The 23,385-nt window shown below is 51.8% G+C and carries 19 protein-coding genes; 10 read left to right on the top strand and 9 right to left on the bottom strand.

The genetic code is table 11. The annotated features are described in order from the left end of the window. Positions 1-224: 224 nt before the first annotated feature. From mnmG to rpmH, 8 genes are all read right to left on the bottom strand, one after another. Positions 225-2,129 carry a tRNA uridine-5-carboxymethylaminomethyl(34) synthesis enzyme MnmG gene (gene mnmG / locus HOJ95_09875; GenBank protein ID MBT6395001.1) on the bottom strand — a complete coding sequence of 635 codons (1,905 nt, stop codon included), beginning with the start codon at positions 2,127-2,129 and terminating at the stop codon, positions 225-227. Between the two features lie 75 nt (positions 2,130-2,204). Continuing rightward, positions 2,205-3,638: a tRNA uridine-5-carboxymethylaminomethyl(34) synthesis GTPase MnmE gene (gene mnmE / locus HOJ95_09870; GenBank protein MBT6395000.1), complete on the bottom strand. Its 1,434-nt coding sequence runs from the start codon at positions 3,636-3,638 to the stop codon at positions 2,205-2,207. A gap of 79 nt (positions 3,639-3,717) precedes the next feature. Then, positions 3,718-4,479: an SDR family oxidoreductase gene (locus HOJ95_09865; protein MBT6394999.1), complete on the bottom strand. Its 762-nt coding sequence runs from the start codon at positions 4,477-4,479 to the stop codon at positions 3,718-3,720. Continuing rightward, the gene (locus tag HOJ95_09860) at positions 4,476-5,063 is read right to left on the bottom strand and encodes a methyltransferase domain-containing protein (protein MBT6394998.1); all 588 of its coding nucleotides are present in this window, start codon (positions 5,061-5,063) and stop codon (positions 4,476-4,478) included. The genes HOJ95_09865 and HOJ95_09860 overlap by 4 nt, the downstream gene beginning before the upstream one ends. Before the next feature lie 70 nt (positions 5,064-5,133). Next, positions 5,134-6,798, bottom strand: a complete 1,665-nt coding sequence (gene yidC / locus HOJ95_09855; protein ID MBT6394997.1) for a membrane protein insertase YidC — start codon at positions 6,796-6,798, stop codon at positions 5,134-5,136. Positions 6,799-6,823: 25 nt separating this feature from the next. Then, the gene (yidD, locus tag HOJ95_09850) at positions 6,824-7,114 is read right to left on the bottom strand and encodes a membrane protein insertion efficiency factor YidD (GenBank protein ID MBT6394996.1); all 291 of its coding nucleotides are present in this window, start codon (positions 7,112-7,114) and stop codon (positions 6,824-6,826) included. Next, positions 7,071-7,403 carry a ribonuclease P protein component gene (gene rnpA, locus HOJ95_09845; protein ID MBT6394995.1) on the bottom strand — a complete coding sequence of 111 codons (333 nt, stop codon included), beginning with the start codon at positions 7,401-7,403 and terminating at the stop codon, positions 7,071-7,073. Before rnpA ends, yidD begins: the two co-directional genes overlap by 44 nt. 44 nt (positions 7,404-7,447) lie before the next feature. Continuing rightward, complete coding sequence (gene rpmH, locus HOJ95_09840; protein ID MBT6394994.1) at positions 7,448-7,582, bottom strand: 50S ribosomal protein L34; 135 nt, start codon at positions 7,580-7,582, stop codon at positions 7,448-7,450. Positions 7,583-8,028: 446 nt separating this feature from the next. Here rpmH and dnaA point away from each other — a divergent pair, with 446 nt between their 5' ends. From dnaA to HOJ95_09795, 9 genes are all read left to right on the top strand, one after another. Further along, a complete protein-coding gene (gene dnaA, locus HOJ95_09835) occupies positions 8,029-9,369 on the top strand; it encodes a chromosomal replication initiator protein DnaA (GenBank protein MBT6394993.1) in 1,341 nt (446 codons plus the stop codon). A 229-nt stretch (positions 9,370-9,598) separates the two neighbouring features. Next, a complete protein-coding gene (gene recF, locus HOJ95_09830) occupies positions 9,599-10,738 on the top strand; it encodes a DNA replication and repair protein RecF (GenBank protein ID MBT6394992.1) in 1,140 nt (379 codons plus the stop codon). 42 nt (positions 10,739-10,780) lie between these two features. Continuing rightward, positions 10,781-13,291, top strand: coding sequence for a DNA topoisomerase (ATP-hydrolyzing) subunit B (gyrB, locus tag HOJ95_09825; protein ID MBT6394991.1), 2,511 nt, complete (start codon positions 10,781-10,783; stop codon positions 13,289-13,291). A gap of 384 nt (positions 13,292-13,675) precedes the next feature. After that, a complete protein-coding gene (gene gyrA, locus HOJ95_09820; protein ID MBT6394990.1) occupies positions 13,676-16,099 on the top strand; it encodes a DNA gyrase subunit A in 2,424 nt (807 codons plus the stop codon). Between the two features lie 15 nt (positions 16,100-16,114). Then, on the top strand, positions 16,115-17,500 hold the full coding sequence (locus HOJ95_09815) for an SUMF1/EgtB/PvdO family nonheme iron enzyme (GenBank protein ID MBT6394989.1): 1,386 nt from the start codon (positions 16,115-16,117) through the stop codon (positions 17,498-17,500). Positions 17,501-17,562: 62 nt separating this feature from the next. Further along, on the top strand, positions 17,563-18,066 hold the full coding sequence (locus HOJ95_09810) for a hypothetical protein (protein ID MBT6394988.1): 504 nt from the start codon (positions 17,563-17,565) through the stop codon (positions 18,064-18,066). A 33-nt stretch (positions 18,067-18,099) separates the two neighbouring features. Beyond that, complete coding sequence (locus HOJ95_09805) at positions 18,100-18,993, top strand: sulfurtransferase (GenBank protein ID MBT6394987.1); 894 nt, start codon at positions 18,100-18,102, stop codon at positions 18,991-18,993. A gap of 42 nt (positions 18,994-19,035) precedes the next feature. Next, positions 19,036-20,334 carry a tRNA pseudouridine(13) synthase TruD gene (gene truD, locus HOJ95_09800; protein MBT6394986.1) on the top strand — a complete coding sequence of 433 codons (1,299 nt, stop codon included), beginning with the start codon at positions 19,036-19,038 and terminating at the stop codon, positions 20,332-20,334. 29 nt (positions 20,335-20,363) lie between these two features. Next, entirely contained in the window at positions 20,364-21,266 is a 903-nt protein-coding gene (locus HOJ95_09795) for a complex I NDUFA9 subunit family protein (protein ID MBT6394985.1), read from the top strand. 42 nt (positions 21,267-21,308) lie between these two features. Here the strand turns inward: HOJ95_09795 and tcuA are convergent, their stop codons facing one another. Then, on the bottom strand, positions 21,309-22,799 hold the full coding sequence (gene tcuA, locus HOJ95_09790; GenBank protein ID MBT6394984.1) for an FAD-dependent tricarballylate dehydrogenase TcuA: 1,491 nt from the start codon (positions 22,797-22,799) through the stop codon (positions 21,309-21,311). Between the two features lie 125 nt (positions 22,800-22,924). On the opposite strand from tcuA, the gene HOJ95_09785 reads away from it, so the two are divergent. Further along, entirely contained in the window at positions 22,925-23,380 is a 456-nt protein-coding gene (locus HOJ95_09785) for an arsenate reductase ArsC (protein MBT6394983.1), read from the top strand. The last annotated feature ends 5 nt before the right edge of the window (positions 23,381-23,385 follow it).

The following is a 23,385-nucleotide window of genomic DNA, read 5'->3' as shown; positions in this document are numbered from 1 at the left end:
TCTCTCTGACAAAAATCATCACACAGAATGGTAGTTTTCGAGGAAATCTTCGCACATGAGGCAATAAAAAACAAGAGAATGTTTCACGTGGAACGTTAAACACAAAATGTTGTGTGATTTTGTTTCACGTGGAACAATCAGACCAAACAGGGCAAAAGCGGGATTTAGGATACCAACACAAGACAGCAAAAAGAATGCCGGGGGGTTTGGTGGGACGGGGCCTTTTAGTCGGCGCTGTCGCCAGCCTTGACCGTCCCCCTTAAATACACCTCCAAAACCGCTACTGCGGCAGGGGTGACTCCAGAGATTCGAGCCGCCTGTCCAAGGGTCCCTGGGCGAATCTCCTCAAGGCGCTGGCGTACTTCGGCCGTTAAGTTATGGACTTCAGCGTAAGGAAAATTTTCGGGGATCTTGACCCTGTCTGCCAACTGGAGAAGCTCTACCTGCTTTGCCTCGCGTGCAAAATAATCCTTATATTTCACTTCCGCTAAAATAAAACTATGGGCCTCCGAATTAAGGGATTCCCATATGCCGCGAAATCTGCCGCCCGCCAGATCGTCCACACTGGCGGCAAGTTCAGGAGTCATCTCGGGACGCCGCAGCAACTCACCTAAAGACATAGGCTTACGCGGGGGAGCAGTGTCATGGGCCTCCATGAGAGCAACAAGCCGCTCATGAGGAGAAACTACTGTAACATCAATATATTCAATAAGTTGAATGCATGATCGAGATTTTCGCCTATGGCGCTCCCGGCTCTCATCGTCCAAAGAACCAAGCTCATGGCCCAGCCGCATCAGACGCTCATCGGCATTGTCATGCCTGAGCTGGAGGCGATGCTCCGCTCGGCTCGTGAACATCCGATAGGGCTCTTGCACCCCTTTTGTCACCAGATCGTCTATCAACACACCCACATAGGCCTGCTCTCTCCCTAAAACAACCGGCTCCTCGTCACGAGCATAGCGAGCAGCATTTATGCCGGCCATAATTCCCTGGGCCGCAGCCTCCTCGTATCCGGTGGTTCCGTTGACCTGTCCCGCGTGAAACAACCCCTTCACCCGCTTGGCCATCAGGCTCGGGTAAAGTTCCGTCGGATCCACGTAGTCATATTCTACGGCGTATCCCGCGCGCATCATCTCCGCCCGCTCAAGGCCCTTGATGGAACGAATCACTCCCAGCTGCACATCAGCCGGCAAGCTAGTCGAGAGGCCGTTAACATAAACCTCCTGCGTATCCCTGCCTTCAATCTCAAGAAAAATCTGATGCGCCTCCTTTTCCGGAAAGCGCATGACCTTATCCTCTATGCTGGGGCAATACCTAACACCCGTGCCTTCAATTTGGCCGTTGAACATCGGGGCGCGTTCAATATTTTCTCTAATCAGATTGTGCGAGTCTTTATTTGTGAACGTAACAAAGCAGGGTATTTGTTCCTGCTCTATGCGCTCGGTCGAAAAAGAAAACGGTCGGGGCAGCTCATCGCCGGGCTGTATCTTCAACTCATCGTAGTTAATCGATTTATTATCCAGCCGGGGAGGAGTCCCTGTTTTCATCCTGTCGATACGAAAACCCAATCCCGAAAGCTGCTCGGTAAGCCCCCTGGCGGCGGCCTCCCCGGCTCGTCCACCCTCCACCTTCCGGTCCCCGTAATGCAAAATTCCGCTCGTAAACGTGCCCGGCGTCAATATCACCGCGCGCGCTCTAAGCTTTTCCCGAAACCCGGTTTCTATTCCAATAATCTGATTGGCTTCAACCAAAAGAGAACCCAACATTCCCTGCTTTAAAAAAAGCCCGTACTGGCTTTCCACCTTCCGCTTCATGTGCATGCGGTACATCTGCTTATCTGCCTGGGCGCGTAGCGCCTGTACCGCCGCCCCTTTTTTTGTGTTGAGCATACGAAACTGAATGCCCGTTGCGTCAATTGCCCTGGCCATTTCTCCGCCAAGCGCATCAATCTCGCGAACCATAACGCCCTTGGCCAATCCGCCAATCGCCGGATTGCAAGACATAAGGCCCACCGTGTCGAGGTTCATCGTGAACAGCAAAGTACGCATGCCCATCCGGGCCGAGGCCAGCGCCGCCTCGCACCCAGCATGCCCCGCCCCCACAACAATCACGTCGTAATCAAGAGTCACGTCTTCGGATTCCCTTAGTTTAATCTGTCGATACCGCAGAATCTTTTCGATAAAAAAATTCAGGCTGTCAGCCAATTACTTCCCGATACAAAAAGTGGAGAAAATCTTATCCAGAAGCGCCGGGCCCCAATCTCGCCCGAGCAGCTCAGATAGCGCCCGCTGCGCTTCGTTCAAATCAACCGCCACAAGCTCCGGAGAGGTGCCCGATCCAAGGGCGTCCCGCCCACGCTCTAGCGCTTTTCTGCATCGGACAACCAAATCTCGATGCCGCTCCCTGGAGAGAATTGCCTGGTCCGGGTCAAGATTGTCTTTCTCTGAGCCCGACAACAAAATCGCGACAGCCTCTTTAAGCCGCTCCAGCCCACTCCCCTCCAAGGCCGAAATTACATACAGAGGAGAGACAACCGCGCTTTCCGGCGGGAAAACCGCCGAATCAAGATCGATTTTATTTACGACCAACATGGATGGCGGCCCAAGTTTTCTAATTTCACCCTCCGCCCACTGAATTTCCTCTGAACCACAAGAGGCATCCACCACAACCAGACAAAGATCTGAGCCCGAGGCCGCCTGCCGAGCCCGGGCTGCGCCCTCCCGCTCAATTTCATCGCTTGTATCTCTAAGTCCTGCAGTATCAATTAGTTTCACGGGCAGCCCGCCAATATCGCAAATCTCCTCAACGGTGTCCCGGGTGGTCCCCGGCGCGGGACTGACAATCGCCCTTTCTGTTCCGAGCAGGCGATTAAGGAGAGTTGACTTTCCCGCGTTCGGGCGGCCAAGAATAGCCACTCGCGCACCCTCGCGAAGTATGCGGCCCTTGCTATAGGTATTTTCCAAATCTTTAAGCTTTTTGACTACGGCCGCAAATTTTTTCTCCAGCGCCTCTTCGCTCATCGGCCCCCCGATTGGCACAGGGCCGGAGCCGGGCTCAAACTCATCCGGAAAATCAATTGCTGCCTCAATGTGGGCTCCCGCCTCCACAATGTCTTCCCAGACAGACTCAAGCGCTTTCGATAAAGCGCCGGAGAGATGAGACAAGGCTGCCCGAGCAGCGCGCTCGGTTTCAGCCGAAATCAGATCGGCCACCGATTCACACTGAACCAGATCCATCTTGCCCTCAAGAAACGCCCGGCGGGTAAATTCGCCTGGCGCCGCCGGTCTCGCCCCCGCTTCCCTGGCGGAAGAGAGCAGAGCCTGAATCACGGCTGGCCCACCATGGCAATTGAATTCGGCCATATCCTCACCCGTAAAAGAATGCGGGGCCTTCATGACAACAGCGACCCCTTCATCAAAAGGCTCGCCATCAGGACTGACAAAACAACCCACCCGGAGCTTTCTATCCTCAATTGGGGTGTTGGGATTTTGGGGCCTAAAAATTTTTTTCGTAATCTGCCGGGACAACGAGCCACTCAAACGAACAATCGCAATCGCGCCCCGGCCCAGGGCCGTGGACACCGCGACAATCGTATCGCGTTGTTCGGTAATTTTTTTTGTGTCTGTGTGCGACGTCATTATCGTCTCCGAACATTTTCGGCGAAGGCCAGAAATTGAGAACGAAGAACTACGCCAACAAATGGAAGAGGGTGCCCACCTAAGCCATCCAGCGACCGCCGTTTATGTCGAGCGTCACGCCGGTGATGTAGCTTGAGCCAGGTGTTGAAAAATACCAAATGCCATCTGCGATTTCCTCGGCCTCGCCCGCACGAGCCATCGGAACGGTTTTGTAGATTTCGGGCAGCCGATCTTTATGCATCTCCGCAACACGAGGAGAGAGAACCACTCCCGGCGCAACCGCGTTCACGGTAATTCCATTCGGAGCAAGCTCTACGGCCAGCCGTCTAGTGAAGCCTAAAATGCCCGCCTTAGCAGAGCCGTAATGAAGGGCAGTTTCGATAATGCCCGTGCGTCCAGTTAGCGAGGAGATACTTACAATTCTGCCGTAGCTTCTTTTTTTCATAACGACGGCCGCCTCCTTCGCGCAAAGGAACACACTTTTTAAATTCCACGCCAAAATGGCGTCCCAATCGTCCTCGTCCTGCTCTTCAATAGAATGCGTCTCAAAAAACCCACCGGCGCAATTCACGAGAATATCAAGTTGCCCCCAGCGATCCATCGTCTGCGCAAACGCTGACCTAACATCTGCCGAGGAAGTAACGTCTGCCTGGACAAAAATTACCTCCGCGCCGCCAGCGCTAATTTTTTCGGCTACCGCCGCACCCTTTTCGTTGTCCTTGTCTACAATGACGACCTTTGCTCCCTCGCTCGCAAAGCGCAAAACAACCGCCTCGCCGATTCCGGCGGCCCCGCCTGTGACTATCGCCACATGGTCTTTTATCGACGATCTTTCGCTCATCTAATCTTCGCTCCTTGGCGTCTCGTTACTTTTTCAGGGGGCTGGAACAACAACCCCACTCCCTTTGCCCTTGATTTGCGGTGAGCCATCACGAAATATGTGTCATCATCAAAACTCCACGACGCGACAATCGACATTCCGGAGCCGCGCAACAGGCGCTTGGTCTCACCAATATCCAGACGGGCCCAAAGAGGCGGGCCATATTCGGTCTCTCTCGGATGCCACTCGGACACCACAAGTCTGCCGCCAGGCCGGAGCGCTCGCTCCACCCCAGACAGAAACACCTCAACCTCTGCCGACTCGTGCAACACAAATCCCAACATTACCATGTCCGCACTTTTGTCCGGAAATGGAATGTTCGGATCGTTCGATTTTTTTACCAATAAATTTTTTATGCCGCTCTGTTTCGATCTGAAACGAAGCTCGCGGACCATAGCCGGCGAAATATCGCTGGCCAATACCTGGCCGCTCGCACCAACAATCCGGCACGCCGGAAGAGTAAAAAATCCAGGGCCGCAACCGGCATCCATGAAAGCCATTCCCCGCCGAAGCCCGAGGGCGCGCAGTGTTTTAGTGGGGGGCATTATTTTGTGCCGCGCCGTGCTCACAAGCCGCGGCATCAGCTTTGGCGGCATTATCCAGTGCTTGCGAGCGTTAATTTTCTTCGGCCAATTTTGGGGGCTTAACAGACCTGTTGACATAATATTGCTGAAGTATTGAAAGGGCGTTGTTCATAAACCAATAGATAACCAGCCCCACAGGAACCGGGTAATAAACAAACATTCCAGTGAAAACAACCGGCATCAACATCATCATTTTGGCCTGGGCCGGATCCGCCGTGGATGGTGTCATTTTTTGCTGAAGGAACATGGATGCGCCCATGAGAATTGTAAACACATGGAACGGGTCCTGCTGAGAAAGGTCTGTTATCCACCAAAAGAACGGCGCCTGGCGCAATTCGATCGAAACCAACAATGAATTATAAAGACCAAAGAAAACCGGGATCTGAATAACCATCGGAAGACAGCCCATCATCGGATTAACCTTGTGTTCCTTGTAGAGGGCCATGACTTCTTGGTTTAGTTTGGTTTTGTCGTCTTTGTAGATTTCCTTGAGCTGGGTCATTTTAGGCTGAAGTTTTTGCATGTTGCGCATGTTGCTCATGCTGATCTGGGTCAGCGGGAAAAAAACAAGCTTAATGAGGATAGTCAGAAGAATAATCGCCACGCCCCAGTTGCCCGTAAGGCCATGGAACAGCCGAAGGGCATACATGAGGGGCTTGGCGATGATGGCGAACATGCCGTAATCGAGAGACTCCTCAAGGCTAACGTTCAACTTCGAGAGAAGCCCCGTTTCCTTGGGTCCCACATAGATATCAAACGTCGCCTGAGACCTGCTCTTCTTGGGGAGCAGGGCGGCGGCGGCATATTCTTGTTTTTCGCCTTCGCCGCCAAGAAGCCTGACTTCCGAGCCTCCCTCGCCACCACGCGGCACCAGCGCGGCAATAAAATACTTCGACTGAAGCGACACCCACTTGGTCCCCGCAGGATGAGCCGCGGGTTTTCCTTTTTCGGGGGCGTCGTAAATTAAATCCTCGTCCACAAAACTCATCGGCCCCTCAACAACACCGCCGTAAGTATTGCCCCCTGCTCCACCTAAACGCGGACCCCACATGATGCCCATCGGCTTGGGGGTGCCAGGGCGGCCCGTCTCAATAGATGCGCCTATGACATAGCTATCGTAGTAAAATGTGAAAGTTTTTGTGGCGGCAAGACCGGTGGTGTCGCGATAAACGAAACGCAACTTACCCTCAGGCTTCGAGGGCGTGAGTTGAATGTCGCCGCCCTCTACTTGATAGGGGGCAGCGTTAAGTCTGCCGGCCGCCTCGTCTCCGACAAAAAATAACGGCCGAACCAATTTGCTCGAACCCACAATCAACTCAATCGGTTTTTTCCTGTCGTCAGTCAGGTATTTAGTGAGGGTCGCCGATGTCATCCCGGCACCGATGTTGGTAAATTCATAAATAGCCGAGCCGACATCCACGCGCACCCTCTTTTCTTTTGCGGCAACGGCGGGTTTAGCGGCCGGGGCAGGTGCGAGGCTAGGTGCTGGCGCGAGAGCTTGCGTGCTAAGTGTTTTCGGCGGCGGGGCAAGCGGCGAGCCTTGCACAACAGGGGCAGGCGCTTTTGCAGCTTCCCTTTGGGCTAGCTCTTGTTTTTTCTTAAGCGCTTCTTCTTGTTGTGGTCGTACGTAAAAAAATTCCCACCCCACCAGAACAGCTAAAGAGAGCACGGCAGCAAGTATTGCGTTTTTTTCCATGTTAGATATTTCTCCGTCCGGAGCCTCAGGGAACCGGATCTTCTCCGCCCGGATGGAGAGGGTGACATCGGGCAATTCTTCGAATAGCCAACCAGGTCGCTTTAAGAGGCGAGTGGCGACGATATGCTTCGATCGCGTACTGGGAGCATGTGGGGTTGAATCTGCAACTTCCAGGCAACACTGGGGAGATCAGAAGTTGGTAGGCGCGAATCAACGCCGTAGCAAAAAATGTTAAAATTTTTCGGGCCACGAGGACAAGACCCTCAACCCGTCTATAATCGAAGGGCGCCAAGGAGTGCCTTTTCAATATCCCCATGCTCCGCGCCGACAATCGAGCGGCTTGCAATCACAACACAATCCAACCCCGCCGGCATGCTGTCTCGATTGCGTCTAAATATTTCCCGTACGATTCTTCTGGCGCGATTTCTTTCTACGGCATTCCCCACCTTTCGAGAAGTGATGACCCCAATACGAGTCACCCCGCCCGTGTCCGGCAGAGAGTAGAGGACAAAATAACGGGTGCGCCGCTTTTCACCTCGTCGCAACGTTGCCTTAAAATCTGGGCCCCGCCGTATTCGCATCTCCGGGCGAAACTTCTGGCTCATTTCCCCACCTCTCGGGGGATAGGAAGCCGCTTCAAATTAATTGCCTAAACCGAAAGCTTCTTCCTGCCCTTGGTACGCCGACGCTTTATAATAGCCCGACCCCCGGTGGTCTTCATCCGGCTTCTAAAGCCGTGGGTTTTGATCCGCTTGTTTCGGTTGGGCTGGTACGTTCTTTTCATGATAATGCCTCTCATTTATTGTTCTGGGCAAATTTAAAAGCCCAGGTGTGTTCCCTAAAAAAGCAGAGCAAACAATAGCCACGTGCGTATTCATTGTCAAGAAATTACAGGCTCCTAACCATACTCTAGATCTGCGCCTCCGGGTTCATCCCGAACTACAAACACAAAGCCTCCTCTCTGCTACCCGGAAACGGTGGTGCTCCAAAAAAAAACGAAAATTAAGCAAAAATATTACCAAGCCAGAATTATCAACAACATGCGGCCTTATATGCCTTATTTCCTGTTGGTTTGGTGGAAAACTGCAATTACCCACAAAAAAATGTGGAAATCCCATCTAAATGGGGTTATTATTCCACCATCAACTCAGCTTTGTTGTTAGATATCCCCAGCATACCTGCCTAATCTGAGTTAAGTCCGCCTTTTTTGAGGCTTTTTGAGGTTTGTGGATGAACGATCTATGGAGTGCGTGTTTGGGGAAAATTCAGGAAGAGGTATCACCACAAACCTTTGAGCGCTGGTTTTCTTCCTCACTTCAAACCTCCCAAACGGACACAACTCTTGTCGTTAGGGTGTCCGATCGATTTTCGGAGGACACAATTCGATCAAGGTATTGGGGAATTATCACAGATGTGCTGCGCCAGGAGGCCGGCGAGGGGATGTCTTTGCAGCTAGAATCACTCAATGGCGCGCCGGGGCACGCCGCCGGGCCCCGTGCTCCGGAACCCAGTGCCCCTATGCCACCTATGCCCTCTCCCGAAAAACCAGAATTCCTTAACCCAAAATACACGTTCGACTCTTTCGTCATCGGCGGCTCAAATCAACTTGCTCACGCGTGCAGCCTCAGAGTGTCCGAGGAGCCCGGGGAAAAACTAAACCCTCTTTTTATTTATGGTGGGGTGGGTCTAGGTAAAACCCACCTTCTCCATGCTATGGCGCACCGCATTTTAGATCGTCAACCAACAGCCCGCATTTATTACACGTCGGCTGAAAATTTCATTAACGAGCTTATCGGCTCTCTCCAGCGCAACCATATGAACGAGTTTAGAAGTAAGTACCGAAAAATTGACGCTCTTATGGTTGACGATATCCAGTTTATTGCCGGAAAAGAGCGCACACAGGAAGAGTTTTTCTTTACATTTAATGCTCTTTATGAGGCTGGCAAACAAATCGTAGTTACGAGCGACCGGGTGCCGAAAGACACGCCTGGCTTGGAAGAAAGGCTTCGGGCCCGATTTGTCTGGGGCATGATGGTTGATGTGGGGGCCCCTGATTTCGAAACAAAAGTGGCTATTCTTCAAAAAAAGGCCGCCGAGCAAAACTTTAATCTCCCCCAGGAGGTTGCCCATTTTGTCGCCGAAAAAGTTCGCTCAAATATTCGCGAGCTTGAGGGGTGTCTTATTAAGCTCATGTTTCACGCATCCCTTCACGGCACAGACATTGACCTCCCTATCGCGGAGGAGCTTCTCAAACAAATTATTCGAGACCCGTCGCGGGTTATGACCATAGATAATATTCAGCGCGTGGTGTCTGACCATTATCAAGTTCGCATATCAGATCTTAAATCTAAAAATCGCTCTCAGGCTTTCGCCCTTCCAAGACAGGTGGCCATGTTTCTTAGTCGCGATCTCACCCCTGCCTCAACTACAGAGATCGGTCGCCGCTTTGGCGGAAAAGACCACTCAACCGTCATCCATTCAACCAGAAAAATTCAAGATTTAATCAACAAAGATCCCGCCTTTACCGCCACCATTCAACGCCTCAGGGAGCAGGTGGAACTTCTGCAATAGCTGTGGGGTTTTTGTGGATTTTTATCCCCTTTATACACAAGGCGTTATAAGTGATGAACTTTTTGGTTAAAGATCTTATTTTTTCCCCAACTCTTCCCACAACCACAAATCAACATAACAGGTTGAGTTTGCTTTACTTGAATAATATTTCTACTTTTTCACAACCCCTACTACTACTACTAATTAAGTTATTAATAAGTAAAGATAAAAGAAGAGGCGTATATAAACCTTGTTTTTAGAAAAAATCACCTTACATAATTTTCGAAACTACCCCTCCATTCAAATCGAACCCGATCGTCACTTTAATTACATTTACGGCTCAAATGGGGCCGGGAAAACAAATTTTCTGGAGGCTATTTTTTTTCTCGTTAATCTCCAATCTTTTCGTAGGGTGGCTCGCGTTAAATTGAGAAGTTTTGGGGAGCAGGATATGTATATCAAGGGAGAATTCAGGAAAGGCGAGGGGAATAATAAGGTTATTTTAGAGGCAGCGATTAGTGGGTCAGAGAGAAGCTATAAGTTTAATGGGAAAAAAGAGTTGGATTTACTCCCCTATCTTGATCAAGTACACGCTGTAGTTTTTTACCCCGAGAGCGTTCAGTTGATAAAGGGAAGCCCTACGCTAAGGCGAATGGTGTTCGATAGGGCTATAGCTTCAGAGGAGAGGGCGCATTTATCCGACTTAAGGGAGTATGGAAGGTTGTTGATAGAGAGAAATGGAATTTTGAAACAGAGGGGCGACTCTGATATGATTAAGGTCTGGGGTAAGAGACTTTTGAGGATCGCTCCCAGAATCATAATCCGCCGACATTTATATCTAAGAAACCTCCGCCAGCTTTTATTAGATCTGGAAATAAAACTAGAGACCAAAAAAGAGTTTGAAGTTACTTATAGATCCGGACACAACCGAAGCGCAGGAGAGGATTGGAGTGATCGGTTGGGGGACGGAGACCAAGGAGAGTTAGAGATGCGGGCTCTAGGATTCCTTGAGGAAAACTTAAAGGCGGTAGAGGGAAATGAAATTCTAAGGGGCAGGACATTATGGGGCCCTCATTTAGATGATTTTGAATTTAAGATGAAAAGCAGGAATGCCAAAGAAACAGCCTCACAGGGCGAACAACGTTTATTGACTATATTGTTGGCAGTTGGAGCATCCGAAAGCTACAAACAACAAAAAGGTGAGGCGCCAATAATTCTTCTTGATGATCTAAGTTCTGAGTTGGACGAGGAAAGAAGAAGGAAAATTATTGATTATTTAAAATATATTAAGGCGCAGGTTTTTATTACATCCACCGAAAAGCCCGGCCCGGAGGAAATAAAACACCAAGGCCAACATTTTTTTATTAAGAACGGGGTGGTTGTAAAATAAAAAGAAAAGAGAAAAGCAGGTAACTCGAAAACTAGGAAAAAAATGGCAACCAAGGAAAAAAACACCAAACCAAATTTAACAAAGAATAATAATAGTTACTCAGCAAAAGACATAAAAGTCCTTGAGGGTCTTGAAGCGGTTAGGAAAAGACCTGCAATGTATATTGGGAGCACCGGCCCGTCCGGACTCCACCATCTTGTTTTTGAGGCGGTGGATAATTGTGTGGACGAGGCCATGGCTGGGTTTGGGGATAGGGTAGATGTAATAATAAACGAAGACGGCTCAGTAACAGTTAAAGATCAGGGCCGCGGCATTCCCGTAGACAAACACCCCGTTGAAAAAATTTCCGCAGCAGAGGTTGTCTTAACAAAACTTCACGCTGGCGGAAAATTTGAAAATAGCGCTTATAAGGTTTCGGGTGGACTGCATGGTGTTGGTGTTTCCTGTGTGAACGCCCTTTCGGAGTGGATGTCAGTTGAAGTAAGAAGGGGAGGAAATTTATATACCATTTCCTTTGATCGCGGAAAAGCAAGAGCGCGCCTTAAAAAAGAGCGCAGCGTAAAAACCACAGGAACCACAGTAACCTTTAAGCCGGACCATGAAATTTTTGAGGTGTTGGAGTTTAATTTCGACACCCTCGCCCATCGATTGCGAGAGCTGGCATTTTTAAATAGCGGACTAAGGATTATTTTAGAGGACGCCAGGGAAAACAAAAAGGAAGAATTTTTTTATAAAGGTGGAATTGTTTCTTTCGTGGAACATCTAAATCGCACCAAAGATCCAGTTCACAAAAAACCTGTTTATATTCATACGGAGCGCGACGAGAAAATTGTCGAGTTAGCGTTTCAGTATAATGATGGCTACAACGAAACCCTACATACCTATGCTAATAACATAAACACCACCGAGGGCGGCACTCACCTTATAGGGTTTAGGACATCGCTGACCAGGACCATTAATCGCTACGCTACAAAAAACAATATGCTCAAAAACACGCCACCACCCACGGGCGACGATGTGCGAGAGGGCCTGACGGCTATCTTGAGCGTGAAGCTGCCAGAGCCGCAGTTTGAAGGGCAAACGAAAGCCAAACTCGGAAATTCGGACATGAAGGGAATAGTCGAGCAAGCTGTTAATGAGGGGCTGGGTAATTTTTTTGAAGAAAATCCAGCGGTTGCTAAGCGCATTGCAACAAAGGCAATCCAGGCGGCGCAGGCTCGTGAGGCGGCAAGAAAGGCCAGAGACCTGACTCGCCGAAAGGGGGCGCTCGATAGTGGCTCTTTGCCCGGCAAGCTTGCCGATTGTTCAGAGCGCGATCCTGCGCTTTGTGAATTATTTTTAGTTGAGGGTGAGTCGGCAGGTGGTTCCGCGAAACAGGGCCGCGACCGAAAATTTCAGGCGATACTCCCCCTAAAGGGAAAAATTTTAAATGTAGAGAAAGCGCGGCTTGATAAGATGTTGGGTCACGAGGAAATCAGGACGATGGTTACGGCCATCGGAACAGGAATAAAGGAAGATTTCGATACAGATAAACTTCGCTATCACAAAATTGTTATTATGACGGATGCCGATGTTGATGGCTCGCACATTCGAACTCTTCTTCTTACATTTTTTTTCCGTCATATGAGGCAACTCATAGAAGACGGAAATCTCTACATCGCACAGCCGCCGCTTTATAAGGTAAAGAGGGGCAAAAACGAGACCTATATCAAAGACGATACTGCGTTTGAGGATTATATTATTTCTGGAGGAATAGCAGACGCAGAGGTGGTCTCAGAGAAAAACGGCGCCCCAAAGAAAAGCAAAACTACAAAGAAAGCCAAGACAGGTGCCAAGGCGGCCGGAACGATGAAGGGAAATAAATTACGCGATCTTTTGTTGCTGCTGGGTGAGGCGGAAACAGCAACCGCTCATTACAAAAGGCGCGGCGTTGATGTCCGGATCGTTCAGCTTTTGGCGGATGAGCCGAAGCTGGACGCAAAGAGCATTCTTTCTGCCAAGGGCACCAAAGAACTCGAAAAAATGGTAAATCGGCTTTTCAAAGAAGAGCACCCAAACGATGGGAAGGCAAGTTTTGAAATTAGAAAAGATGAAGAGACCGGTGAGTTCCGAGGGATAATAGTTCATTCCAGAATGTCGGACAGGGATCTCCTTACCCGTGTTGACGCTTTTTTGCTCGACTCAAGGGAGTTTAAAACACTCCGTTCGGCCTCGGAGCAAATTATTGAAATCGGGCAGCCCCCGTTTATTGTTAAAAGCGGGGAGAGTGAAATATTTGTTAATCAAGGAGAGGATCTGCTTCATCAATTCAGATCGCTTGGGCAGAAGGGCTTGACGATCCAACGCTACAAGGGTCTTGGCGAAATGAACCCGGACCAGCTATGGGAGACGACTATGGATCCCGAGCAGCGCATTTTACGCAAGGTGACGATTGATCTAGAGAACCTGGTCGCGACTGAGGATATTTTCTCCACCCTCATGGGTGATGCTGTGGACCCGCGTAGAACTTTTATTGAAAAGCACGCCCTCGAAGTACAAAATCTAGACGTATAGAATTGGCTTGAGAAGAAAAGGCATACACTGCCACCAGGGACGCGTTCACACGGAAGCGCGAGGCCAGCGAGGGGTGGGGGTGTGGTCCAGGGTTTTGCCTCGTGCTTAGCTGGGGACATTTTAGGGGCTCTGGGTGCGTGTTTATGGGGGTGGCTAGACCAAGAAATTTTGCGCGATTTATCCCCGTCGGCAACCCCTTGAAAAGAGGGGTGAAATGAAGCCCTGTTTCCGCGCAAATGATTGTTTTATCAAGTTATAGCCAATAAACTGTGCTATATTGAAGATTCAGTTGATCGCCCGCCTGATCAAATCTGGGACCCGACGTCAGGTCTAACGAAATAGCGCTTGCATTTGCTTGCCGCAAGCGAGGAGAAAACCAGAAGTATGGATAATTTGAGCGACGTAAGAATTGATGATGAGATGAGCACGTCCTTCATGGACTATGCGATGAGCGTCATTATCGCACGCGCGCTGCCGGATGTAAGAGACGGCCTAAAACCGGTTCATCGACGCATTCTCACCACCTTGCACGATCTTGGATTGAATCATACGAAGGCATTTCGTAAATGCGCGAAGATAGCGGGCGATGTTAGCGGAAACTACCACCCTCATGGCGAGGCGGTGGTCTACCCGGCTCTGGCTCGAATGGCCCAGGATTTTTCGATGCGCGGCGTTTTGGTGGATGGCCAGGGCAACTTTGGTTCCGTTGACGGCGACCCGCCTGCCGCGATGCGCTACACCGAAGCGCGCATGACAGAAATTGCAGAAAATCTCCTTGTTGATATCGACAAAGAAACTGTGGATTTTGTCGACAACTACGACAATACGCGCAAAGAGCCTGCCGTTCTTCCCTCAAAGATTCCCAATCTCCTTCTTAACGGATCGACAGGCATCGCCGTTGGTATGGCGACTAATATTCCCCCGCACAATTTGGGTGAGATTTGTGAAGCTTTGCTTCTTGTCCTTGATGATGAGGACATCACCATCGATAAGTTGATGAAGGCAATTCCCGGGCCCGATTTTCCTACGCACGGAATTATTTATGGGCGCCAGGGAATTCACGATTATTTTAATACTGGTCGCGGCCACCTTCAGCTGCGCGCAAAAGCCAACCTTGAAATTGAAGAGAGGACCGGACGCCAGCGGATTATCATTAGTGAAATTCCCTACACTGTGAACAAGGCGAGGCTGATAGAGAAGATTGCCGACTTGGTGCGCGATGGGCGTGTAAAAGAAATTTCAGACATTCGAGATGAAAGTGATCGATCTGGTATGCGCATTGTTGTTGAGCTTAAGCGAGATGCGGTGGGCGGGGCCGTCCTCAACCGCCTCTACAAACACACTCAAATGCAGATCACCTTCAGCGTTATCATGATCTCCCTGGCAAACAATCAGCCGAAAGTGATGAACATCAAGGAAATGATGGTTCATTTCCTTCGCTTCCGCAGGGAAATACTTCTTCGACGCACTCGCTTTGATTTACGCAAAACAGAGGCCCGGGCCCATATATTAGAGGGCTACCGGATTGCCTTGGATAATATTGATGCCGTGATCAAGCTCATCCGCGCGAGCAAAACCGCCGAGATTGCGCGCGATGGGCTGGTGAAAAAGTTTAAGCTCTCGCTGATACAGGCCCAAGCCATTCTTGAAATGCGGCTTCAGCGCCTGACAGGCCTTGAGCGCGACAAAATCGAGGAAGAGTACAAGGAGCTCATCAAGTCGATTAAATATTTTAATCGTATACTGGTGGAGGAAAAACTTCAGACTAAAATTATTCACGAGGAAGTTGAGGAAGTTAAGAATAAATTTGCTGACAAGCGCCGCACCGTGATCGTTGAGCAGTCTGGAGAGATCGACATTGAAGACATGATCGTCGAGGAAGATATGGCGGTCACGGTTTCTAACACAGGCTACATTAAAAGAAATGCCATAAGTCTTTACCGCTCGCAGAGGCGCGGCGGCAAGGGCGTCGTGGGGATGAACACAAAGCAAGAAGATTTTGTGGAACATCTTTTTGTGGCGTCGACGCACGACTACCTTCTGTTTTTCTCCAGTATTGGCCGGTGTTATTGGCTCAAGGTGCACGAGATACCGCAGGCGGGTCGTGCCGCTCGGGGTAAGGCGGTGGTGAATGTCCTTAACCTTACGGCCGGAGAAAAAATAACGGCTGTTTTGCCGGTTCGCAAATTTGAGCCGGATCGTTATGTTTTCATGGCCACCAAAAACGGAACCATCAAAAAAACTGAACTAACCGCGTTCAGTCGTCCCAGGGTAGGCGGAATTATTGCGCTGGGGCTCGATAAGGGCGATGAGTTGATAGGTGTTGGCCAGACGGACGGAACGCGCGAAATTTTCATTGGAACCGAGCTTGGAAAAGCGGTTCGATTCCTCGAGTCCTCTGTTCGGCCTATGGGCAGAACTGCCAGGGGCGTCAGGGGCATAAATCTCGCCAAGGGCGATGTTGTTGTTGGTATGGAAATCGTTACCTCGGGCGATGCAATACTTACGGCGACCGAACTTGGATTCGGCAAACGCAGCGTTATCGACGACTACAGAATTACCAATCGAGGTGGCAAGGGTGTTATTAATCTCAAGATAACCTCAAAAAATGGCAAGGTAATTGGTGTTCGCAGGGTGAGCGAGGAGGACGAGTTCATGCTGATCACCACTGGCGGGCAGATGATTCGTGCCCACGTCAAAGATGTTTCCGTTATCGGACGATCCACGCAGGGAGTCCGGTTGATTGGGGTGAAGGGGACAGACAAGGTGGCGGCCCTTGCCCGGATCGAGGAAGCTGGAAACGCTTAGTTTGCGGAGTGGCATGTGTGGAAGTCTAGCGCCCGAATTTCGAGGATCGAGCTTTGTTTTTTGCTGACGTTAGCACTCGCAGGTTGCGCTGAGCGTCAAGAAAAAGCCACACCCTCCCGCCAGGCCGCCACGATTGTTGTTTCTGCTCCCAAGCCCAAAATTCCCAAGCCCCCTCCCGGCCCCTCCAACCTAGAGATAGCTGCATTAGAAAGCGAAAAAGGCGAGCGGGCGTATCGAAACGAATATTACAAAATAGCTGAACGCCATTTTCGAGCCGCCATGAAGCTGGCGCCTGGCGAACTGCACCCCATGTCAGGACTTGCCTGGACTCATTATGACTCGGGAAAATGGGACAAGGCGTTTCTGTTGTTTCAAAAAGCATACAAGCGACACCCTAAAGACGCGGGTTTGCGCCGCGGGCTTGGGTATTTGTATTACCGCTACGGCTGGGCCCTTGAGGCAAAAAAAATGCTCGGCTCCCTCGACAAGGAAAAATGGCCCGAGCTCTCGAATGTCGATGATGAGCTGAACAAAAGAAAATTGGCTGGCCTGCCCACCCCGGAGCTTCCGAGCGAAGACAATGTGTCGGATCGGCTCTTTGGATTCCTTAAGCCAAAGCCATCGAAAAAGAAAGAGAGGGTCCCTGATAGCCTACTGGAGGTCCTAAGGGCCGTGCCTCCCAAAAAAAAGAAGAAAACCCCTGAGCCCAAAAGAAAAAAATTAGTTCCGCCGCCCGCAAAAGCAGAGGCGTATGCTCAAAAGCCATCGTCTCAAGATATGGCAAAGATCCCTGGCGGCAAGTTTGTGCTAGCGCCCTCGGGGAGGGTGGGGTCTTTTCGCTTGGATCGACTTGAAGTAACGAACGCACTTTATGCGGCTTATGTAAAAGAAATGAGAGTCCCTGAGCCCCCTTTCTGGAGATGGGCTCGATTCTCTGGGCCGCATCTTCCTGTAGTGGGGGTTACCTGGCATGAAGCCAGGGCCTACTGTGGTTGGGCAGGCAAAAGACTTCCTACTGAAGATGAATGGGAATTTGCAGCCCAGGGGGGAGAAAAAAGACGGCGTTATCCTTGGGGAAAAAAGTTTAGGTCCCGGCATGCTGTGTTTGGCCTTAGGCCGGACAGGGGGGCTCCGAGGGCGGTGGGCCGCCATCCGGGCGGCGCAAGCTTTCATGGCGTGGAGGATTTGGCCGGAAATGTGTGGGAGTGGGTCGAGAGCAAATACGGGTTAAATCGCCGCAATCTGAAAACTGTTAAACTCAATGGGGTGGCGTACAGGGCCCTTCGAGGCGGCTCTTGGGTTAATAGCCGCTCGGCCCTTGCCAGCGATAGCCGAACGGGTGATTTGCCTGGGAGCAGGAGGCCCGTATACGGATTTCGCTGTGCAGCGGATTCTCCCTGAGCGTTTTTGTGGTAAATGTGTTTTGTCGAAAAACAAAATTATTGAGCCGGAGGATGTGAAGAATGATATTAAGTCGATTCGCGAAGTTATTTTCAGTGGCGGTCCTGGTGTTGGCGGTTTACCCAATTAGCCTTTGGGCGCAGACGCCAACAGAGCCCACATCGCCCATTCCTGCCATACCTGGGATTACTGCGCCATCCGCCACGCCATCCCCCGGGGCTCCCTCGCCCACGATAACGCTGCCGCAGACTCAGCGCCCTATCGATCTGGTAGTTACTGTTACGATGTCCAACGGGACTTCAGAAACATTTTCACGCGAAATTGATGTTATGGAGATTGTGCAACTACCGGATGGGCGTATCAATATGGTTCATCTTGTATTGGTCTCCGGCGGCGAGCGAAATACGCACATTTGGTATAATAATTCCGGTATCTCGAAGTTTAGTTATCGGTTTGTGACGGCGGAGGGAAAAAATAAAATCCGCATGCGCATTGTCCAGCCTTCAGCGCCAAGTCGGGATTTGACCGAAAGAGTAGAGCCGCTCAGCTCTAAGGATTTTCAATAATTATTGACGAAGAGTTTGTGATGAGGATTTAACATGACAATTAAAGGTTACGCCAATCCCGATCTTGTCTGGTCGCCAGAGAAACTCAAAGAGCGCATCGGCGAGCAGAAAGGCGAGGATCTTATTATTGTTGACGCTCGCCCGGCGCCGAATTGGAGCGATGGTCACATAGAGGGCGCGGCCCATCTGGATATATATGGCATTTCGCTTATTGATACCCGACCGCAAGCGCTAGCGGCGTTTACTTGGATGCTGGCGTACTTAATGGAAATCAGGGGCGTCGATTACGGCAAGACCGTCGTGTTTTATGAGGAGACCTCCGGATTTCGTTCAGCGCGCGGGTTTTGGTTTCTAGAATACCTGGGCCATGAGGACGTTCATGTCTTGGACGGCGGGATTGCCGCATGGAAGGCGGCGGGTAATCCGGTGACAAGGGATGCGTGGCCAATGGCGCAGGGTGCGCAAGATGCGGGCCCTGGCGGCGCAAAAAGTATTGTGCGCACTAGTTTCGCCAGCCACCTTAAGGGGCCGGTAGAGAGCCGGATCGCGACAGCGTCTTATATACTGGATAATCTCGATAGTCCCGATACGATTGTTCACGACACCCGAAGCGCCGAGGAATATTACGGAGAAAATGTACGAGCCGCGCGCGGAGGGGCCATCCCCGGCTCGCGGCATCTTGAATGGATGGATTTCGTTGGCCCCGATGGCGCTTTTCTTCCAGCGGCCGAATTGAGGGGGATGGTTGAGGGAATTGGCTGCACCCCCGACAAGGAAATTATTCCACTTTGCCAGGGCGGTTATCGTTCCGCTCACGCTTATCTGGTCTACCGCTTGCTCGGATATACACGCGCCAGGAATTATCTGGGCTCCTGGAAGGAGTGGGGAGACCGGACCGATCTGCCAATCGAGGTGCCAAAGCGTTAGCATTTTCCTGTGCGCCGCTTTCGGTTTCCCGGAGGCTCGCTGATGTCGGCTGTTGAGGGGCGCTTTCTGACCGAAGCCGTCCCCGGAACAGGTGGAGTGATCCGCACCGAGCCAGAGGACTTTCGCGTTGAGGAAATTTCCCTAAACCAGCCCGAAGGTGTTGGGGAACATCTTTATCTTCGAGTGGAAAAAAGGGGCGTTTCAACGCTTGAGGTTCTCAGGAAGCTTTGCGGTTTACTTGGGGTGGACGAGAAGAGCGCAGGATACGCAGGGATGAAAGATGCGCGGGCTGTAACGCGCCAGTGGATATCAATTTTGTCCCCTGCCCCAAGCACAGAACGAAAGCTGAGAAATCTTGGCAATGAATTGCCGACGGGTGTAACCGTACTGGAAATAAAACGGGGCCGCTCAAAGCTTAGGCGCGGTGATCTTCGCGGCAACCGGTTTGATATCCGCATCCGGAGGCCACGATCGGGAGTAGAGGATAGCGCCCGGGAGACCCTGAAGATATTAAGCCTCCGCGGCGTGCCAAACGCATTTGGCCCTCAGCGATTTGGTGCCCGGAAGAATTCTGCCGAGGTGGGCCGCGCGCTGGCTCTTGGGGATTGGGGCCGTGCTGTAGAATGTCTTCTCGGCCGTTGTCTTGAGGGTGGAGGCGAAGAGGCCGACCGAGAAGGGCAAAGCCGGGCTGATGAGGCGGCAGAGCGGTTTCGGGACGGGGACTTGATCGGCTCGCGTCGCCTTTATCCTGAAAGTTGGCGAGCAGAACAGCGCGTTCTTGCCGCCATGATAGATGGCGCATCGCCCGAAAAAGCAATGCGGACGATCACCCGACGAGAACGGGCGCTTTTTGCATCGGCGTTTCAGGCGGCGGTATTTAATGTTTGTTTGGCGCAGCGGATGGCTGGTGACACTCATGCCGAAATCTTGGCGGGTGATGTGGTGGTGAACCACCGGAGCGAAAAAATTCGGCGGGTTGGAGATCCGGCCAAAGAAAGGGCAGCCCGTGTCGCCTTTGAGATTAGCCCGACCGGGCCGCTGATTGGCGAGAAGATGCTGGAGGCCCGGGGTGTGCCGGGCGAGGTCGAGGCGCGCGTTTTTCAGGAGCTTGGCGTAGCACCCGATTCCGTGAGTGGCGGGCTTGTCCGGATGGGGGCTCGTGGCGGCAGGAGGTCGTATCGCGCACGCCTGAATGTTCTGAATGTTGTCGAGGAGGCGGGCGATTTGCGCTTGCAATTTGAGCTTCCTCCTGGGGCGTATGCTACCGAAGTGCTCCGTGAGGTAATGAAGGTGGAGCCGCCGGCGGGAGCGAGATTGTATCTATCGGATTTGGGCGGATGAAAATCAACGCTGGATGACGGAGGAGTTTCATGAAAGTTTTTGTCACGGGCGGAACTGGCCACATTGGGCAATCGGTTGTTCGCCTGCTTTCCGAGCAGGGCCATGAGTGTCGCATTCTTTCGAGGGACGCGGAGGCTACGAGGCGGTGGACGGAGTCGATTCCGCGTGCCTACCCGACCCGGGGAGACATTACGACGAGCACGACAGATCAACTCGCCGAGCTGGTTAAAAAATTTGATGCCGTGATTCATATTGTCGGCGTTATCATCGAAAAAGGTGGGCCTGGTTTTGAGGCGGTGCATGTTGGGGGCACGAGGCGAATCGTCGAGGCGGCCAAGCGGGCGGGCGCGAAGCGCTTTATTCACATGAGCGCCCTTGGTGCTCGTGAGGGAGCTGCCTCGCGCTACCATCAGACAAAATTTGCGGCCGAGCAGATTGTGCGCGAAAGTGGGCTGGACTGGACGATTTTCCGGCCCTCGATTGTTTATGGGCCCAATGATGAGTTTCTGAATACTTTCGCGAGCATTGCGCGGCTCTCCCCGCTCCTGCCTGTCATTGGTTCGGGAAGAGGAAAGCTACAGCCAATCTGGGTGGAAGATGTGGCTCGCTGTTTCGTCAAGGCGCTAGAAATGAGTGAGACCTTTGGTGAGACCTACGAGATGGGCGGAGACACAGCCCATTCCATTAAAGAAATTATGCGGCTGTTGCTTGGCGCGATGGGCAAGCGTCGAATTTTTGTTCACATGCCTGTGTCTATTGCCAGACTTAAAGCCAGGATGTTCGAATACATGCCGATGCGCCCGCCGTTCACGGCGGATCAAATTACGATGCTGGGTGAGGACAATGTCTGCGATCCCGCACCGCTCAAGAATACCTTCGGCCTGAGCCTAAGGCCCATAGCGGATTATCTCGGCGAGCAGTTCGGAAAGTAATATTCGCTGGGCTTAAGGGTGGCGGTGTGCTAGCCCCGTTATTTAAGAGGCGGCATGTCGTGCCGCGCCCTCTCCGGCGAGCTTGCCGAACACGGCTCCCGACATCAGCCCAGAGCCGCCCGGATAGTTGTAGTAGAACAATCCGCCCATCATTTCTCCGCAGGCGAACAGTCCTGGAATGTCTCTATTTTCTGAGTCGAGTACCTGCGCGTCTTTGGTTGTTTTGAGCCCGCCGAAGGTGAAGGTGATTCCGGCGGTGACGCCGTAGGCCTCATAGGGCGGCGCGTCCATTTTTTGCGCCCAGTTTGATTTGGGCGGCTCGATTCCCACCGTTTTTTTGCCGTCGAGTATTGTCGGGTTAAAGTCGGTGTCCTGCACGGCGGCGTTGTAGTCCTCGATGGTATTCACGAACCCATCCACATCGATTTCCATTTTTTGTGCCAACTCTTCAATTGTGTCCGCCTGGTGTTTGGTTACCTCGCGGATTCGGTACTCGTCTCGCATGAGAGGGTGGCATTTTTGATCGAAAATTTGCCAGGCAATTCGACTGGGCTGCTTGAGAACGCGGCGGCCGTATTCGGCATAAGTGTAGTTGCGAAAGTCGGCCCCCTCGTCTACGAACCGCTGGCCGTGAATGTTCACAATTAGCCCAAAGGGATAGGAGTGCTTTTGGAAGTTCTCGCCGACTTTTCTGTCGCCGAAAGGCGGTGCGCCAAGGTCCCACTGAACGGTATGAGATGAGCTCCAGTGACCATGTGATTGTGCGCCTGCGGTGAGGCCCATCTGGATGCCGTCGCCCGTGTTGTAGGGAGTGCCGCGCACCTTGGCGAGCTCCCAGTCCGGCCCCAGATAGCGGCAGCGCATCTCGGTGTTCGCCTGAAATCCGCCAGCGCCGAGCACAATGGCGCCCGCGTCAATCTCGTAGGGTCCCTCTGGCCCGCGAACTTCAACGCCGGTCACGGCGCCCATCTTGTCGGTCAAAAGACCGGTGGCCTTCGTCGCGTAGCGGATTTCAATTTCATCTCGTTCGGCCTGCTGAATCAAAAAATCCACCAAGCCCACTCCGCCGCCGACAGCCTCAAGTATCAGCCCGCCCCAAAAGCGCAGCTTGCCGTCTACGTTAAAGGCCTGCCGCCCGCTAGCAAGGACGAAGCGCACCTTTTTTTCACGAAGCCATTTCATTGTCGGAAGCGAATTAAAGATGAGCGTGCTGGCAAGGTCGGGGTCGGCCATGTTGTCGGTGAGACGATAAAGGTCGCCAAAAAAATCATCACTCGTGTAGGGCTTGATATCGACGCCCTCTTTTTCTGCGTCTGTCATATCCCCAACGAGATCGAACAGCTCATTCACGTCGTCGAATGCAAAGCGGAAAAGCCCACCCGTGAAATATGAGTTGCCGCCGCGCCATTCCTCGGGTGCTTTTTCGAGCACAAGAACGTTGGCGCCATTTTCTTTGGCGCTCAAAGCCGCGCTCAGGGCCGCATTCCCGCAGCCGACAACAATCACATCAAAACGCTCCCTGCTCTCGGACATGAATCAAAGCCTCCGTAATTTTAAGTGGGGCCGATTATAATAAGGTCGTTCTTCAAAAGGTGCCGATCCAAGGTTTCGGCGCATACCCTAAACCATTTATATTGGTGGGGCAAAATCATACTAGAATGGGCAGCAAGGCGGGAGGGCTCGTGGAAAAAACAAAAATCTTATTTTTATGCACCGGAAACGCCTGCCGGAGCCAAATGGCCGAGGGCTGGGCGAGGCACTTAAGGGCTGATATTTTAGAGCCTTTCTCTGCGGGGATTGAAACCCACGGCTTGAACCCGAGGGCCGCTCGGGTAATGGCCGAGGCCGGGGTGGATATTTCCGGGCATAAATCAAAGACCTTGAGTGATTTAGGGGGCAAGGTTTTTGATTATGTCGTGACAGTTTGCGGCCATGCCCATGAGAGCTGCCCGGTTTTCTCGGGCGGCGCCAAGGTGGTTCATGTCCCCTTTGATGATCCGCCCAAGCTCGCCGAAAGTGCCCGAAATGAAGACGAGGCGCTGGCGCATTACCGCCGGGTGCGCGATGAAATTCGTGCGTTTATTGAGTCGCTCCCTGGGGCGCTCGGAGGGTAGACCTG

The organism is Nitrospinaceae bacterium (assembly GCA_018669005.1).
GTDB lineage: Bacteria > UBA8248 > UBA8248 > UBA8248 > UBA8248 > UBA8248.
Note: the sequence above shows the minus strand (reverse complement) of the source record. Positions and strands in the feature narration are given on the sequence as shown.

What these genes read in the sequence shown, in the direction of transcription:
- HOJ95_09805 (MBT6394987.1), top strand. Translation starts at nt 18,100, where the DNA reads ATGACAATTAAAGGTTACGCCAATCCCGATCTTGTCTGGTCGCCAGAG.
- HOJ95_09860 (MBT6394998.1), bottom strand. Translation starts at nt 5,063, where the DNA reads ATGCCCCCCACTAAAACACTGCGCGCCCTCGGGCTTCGGCGGGGAATG.
- HOJ95_09795 (MBT6394985.1), top strand. Translation starts at nt 20,364, where the DNA reads ATGAAAGTTTTTGTCACGGGCGGAACTGGCCACATTGGGCAATCGGTT.
- gyrA (MBT6394990.1), top strand. Translation starts at nt 13,676, where the DNA reads ATGGATAATTTGAGCGACGTAAGAATTGATGATGAGATGAGCACGTCC.
- HOJ95_09785 (MBT6394983.1), top strand. Translation starts at nt 22,925, where the DNA reads ATGGGCAGCAAGGCGGGAGGGCTCGTGGAAAAAACAAAAATCTTATTT.
- yidD (MBT6394996.1), bottom strand. Translation starts at nt 7,114, where the DNA reads ATGGGGATATTGAAAAGGCACTCCTTGGCGCCCTTCGATTATAGACGG.
- mnmE (MBT6395000.1), bottom strand. Translation starts at nt 3,638, where the DNA reads ATGACGTCGCACACAGACACAAAAAAAATTACCGAACAACGCGATACG.
- rpmH (MBT6394994.1), bottom strand. Translation starts at nt 7,582, where the DNA reads ATGAAAAGAACGTACCAGCCCAACCGAAACAAGCGGATCAAAACCCAC.
- tcuA (MBT6394984.1), bottom strand. Translation starts at nt 22,799, where the DNA reads ATGTCCGAGAGCAGGGAGCGTTTTGATGTGATTGTTGTCGGCTGCGGG.
- gyrB (MBT6394991.1), top strand. Translation starts at nt 10,781, where the DNA reads ATGGCAACCAAGGAAAAAAACACCAAACCAAATTTAACAAAGAATAAT.
- truD (MBT6394986.1), top strand. Translation starts at nt 19,036, where the DNA reads ATGTCGGCTGTTGAGGGGCGCTTTCTGACCGAAGCCGTCCCCGGAACA.
- HOJ95_09810 (MBT6394988.1), top strand. Translation starts at nt 17,563, where the DNA reads ATGATATTAAGTCGATTCGCGAAGTTATTTTCAGTGGCGGTCCTGGTG.
- HOJ95_09865 (MBT6394999.1), bottom strand. Translation starts at nt 4,479, where the DNA reads ATGAGCGAAAGATCGTCGATAAAAGACCATGTGGCGATAGTCACAGGC.
- dnaA (MBT6394993.1), top strand. Translation starts at nt 8,029, where the DNA reads ATGAACGATCTATGGAGTGCGTGTTTGGGGAAAATTCAGGAAGAGGTA.
- yidC (MBT6394997.1), bottom strand. Translation starts at nt 6,798, where the DNA reads ATGGAAAAAAACGCAATACTTGCTGCCGTGCTCTCTTTAGCTGTTCTG.
- rnpA (MBT6394995.1), bottom strand. Translation starts at nt 7,403, where the DNA reads ATGAGCCAGAAGTTTCGCCCGGAGATGCGAATACGGCGGGGCCCAGAT.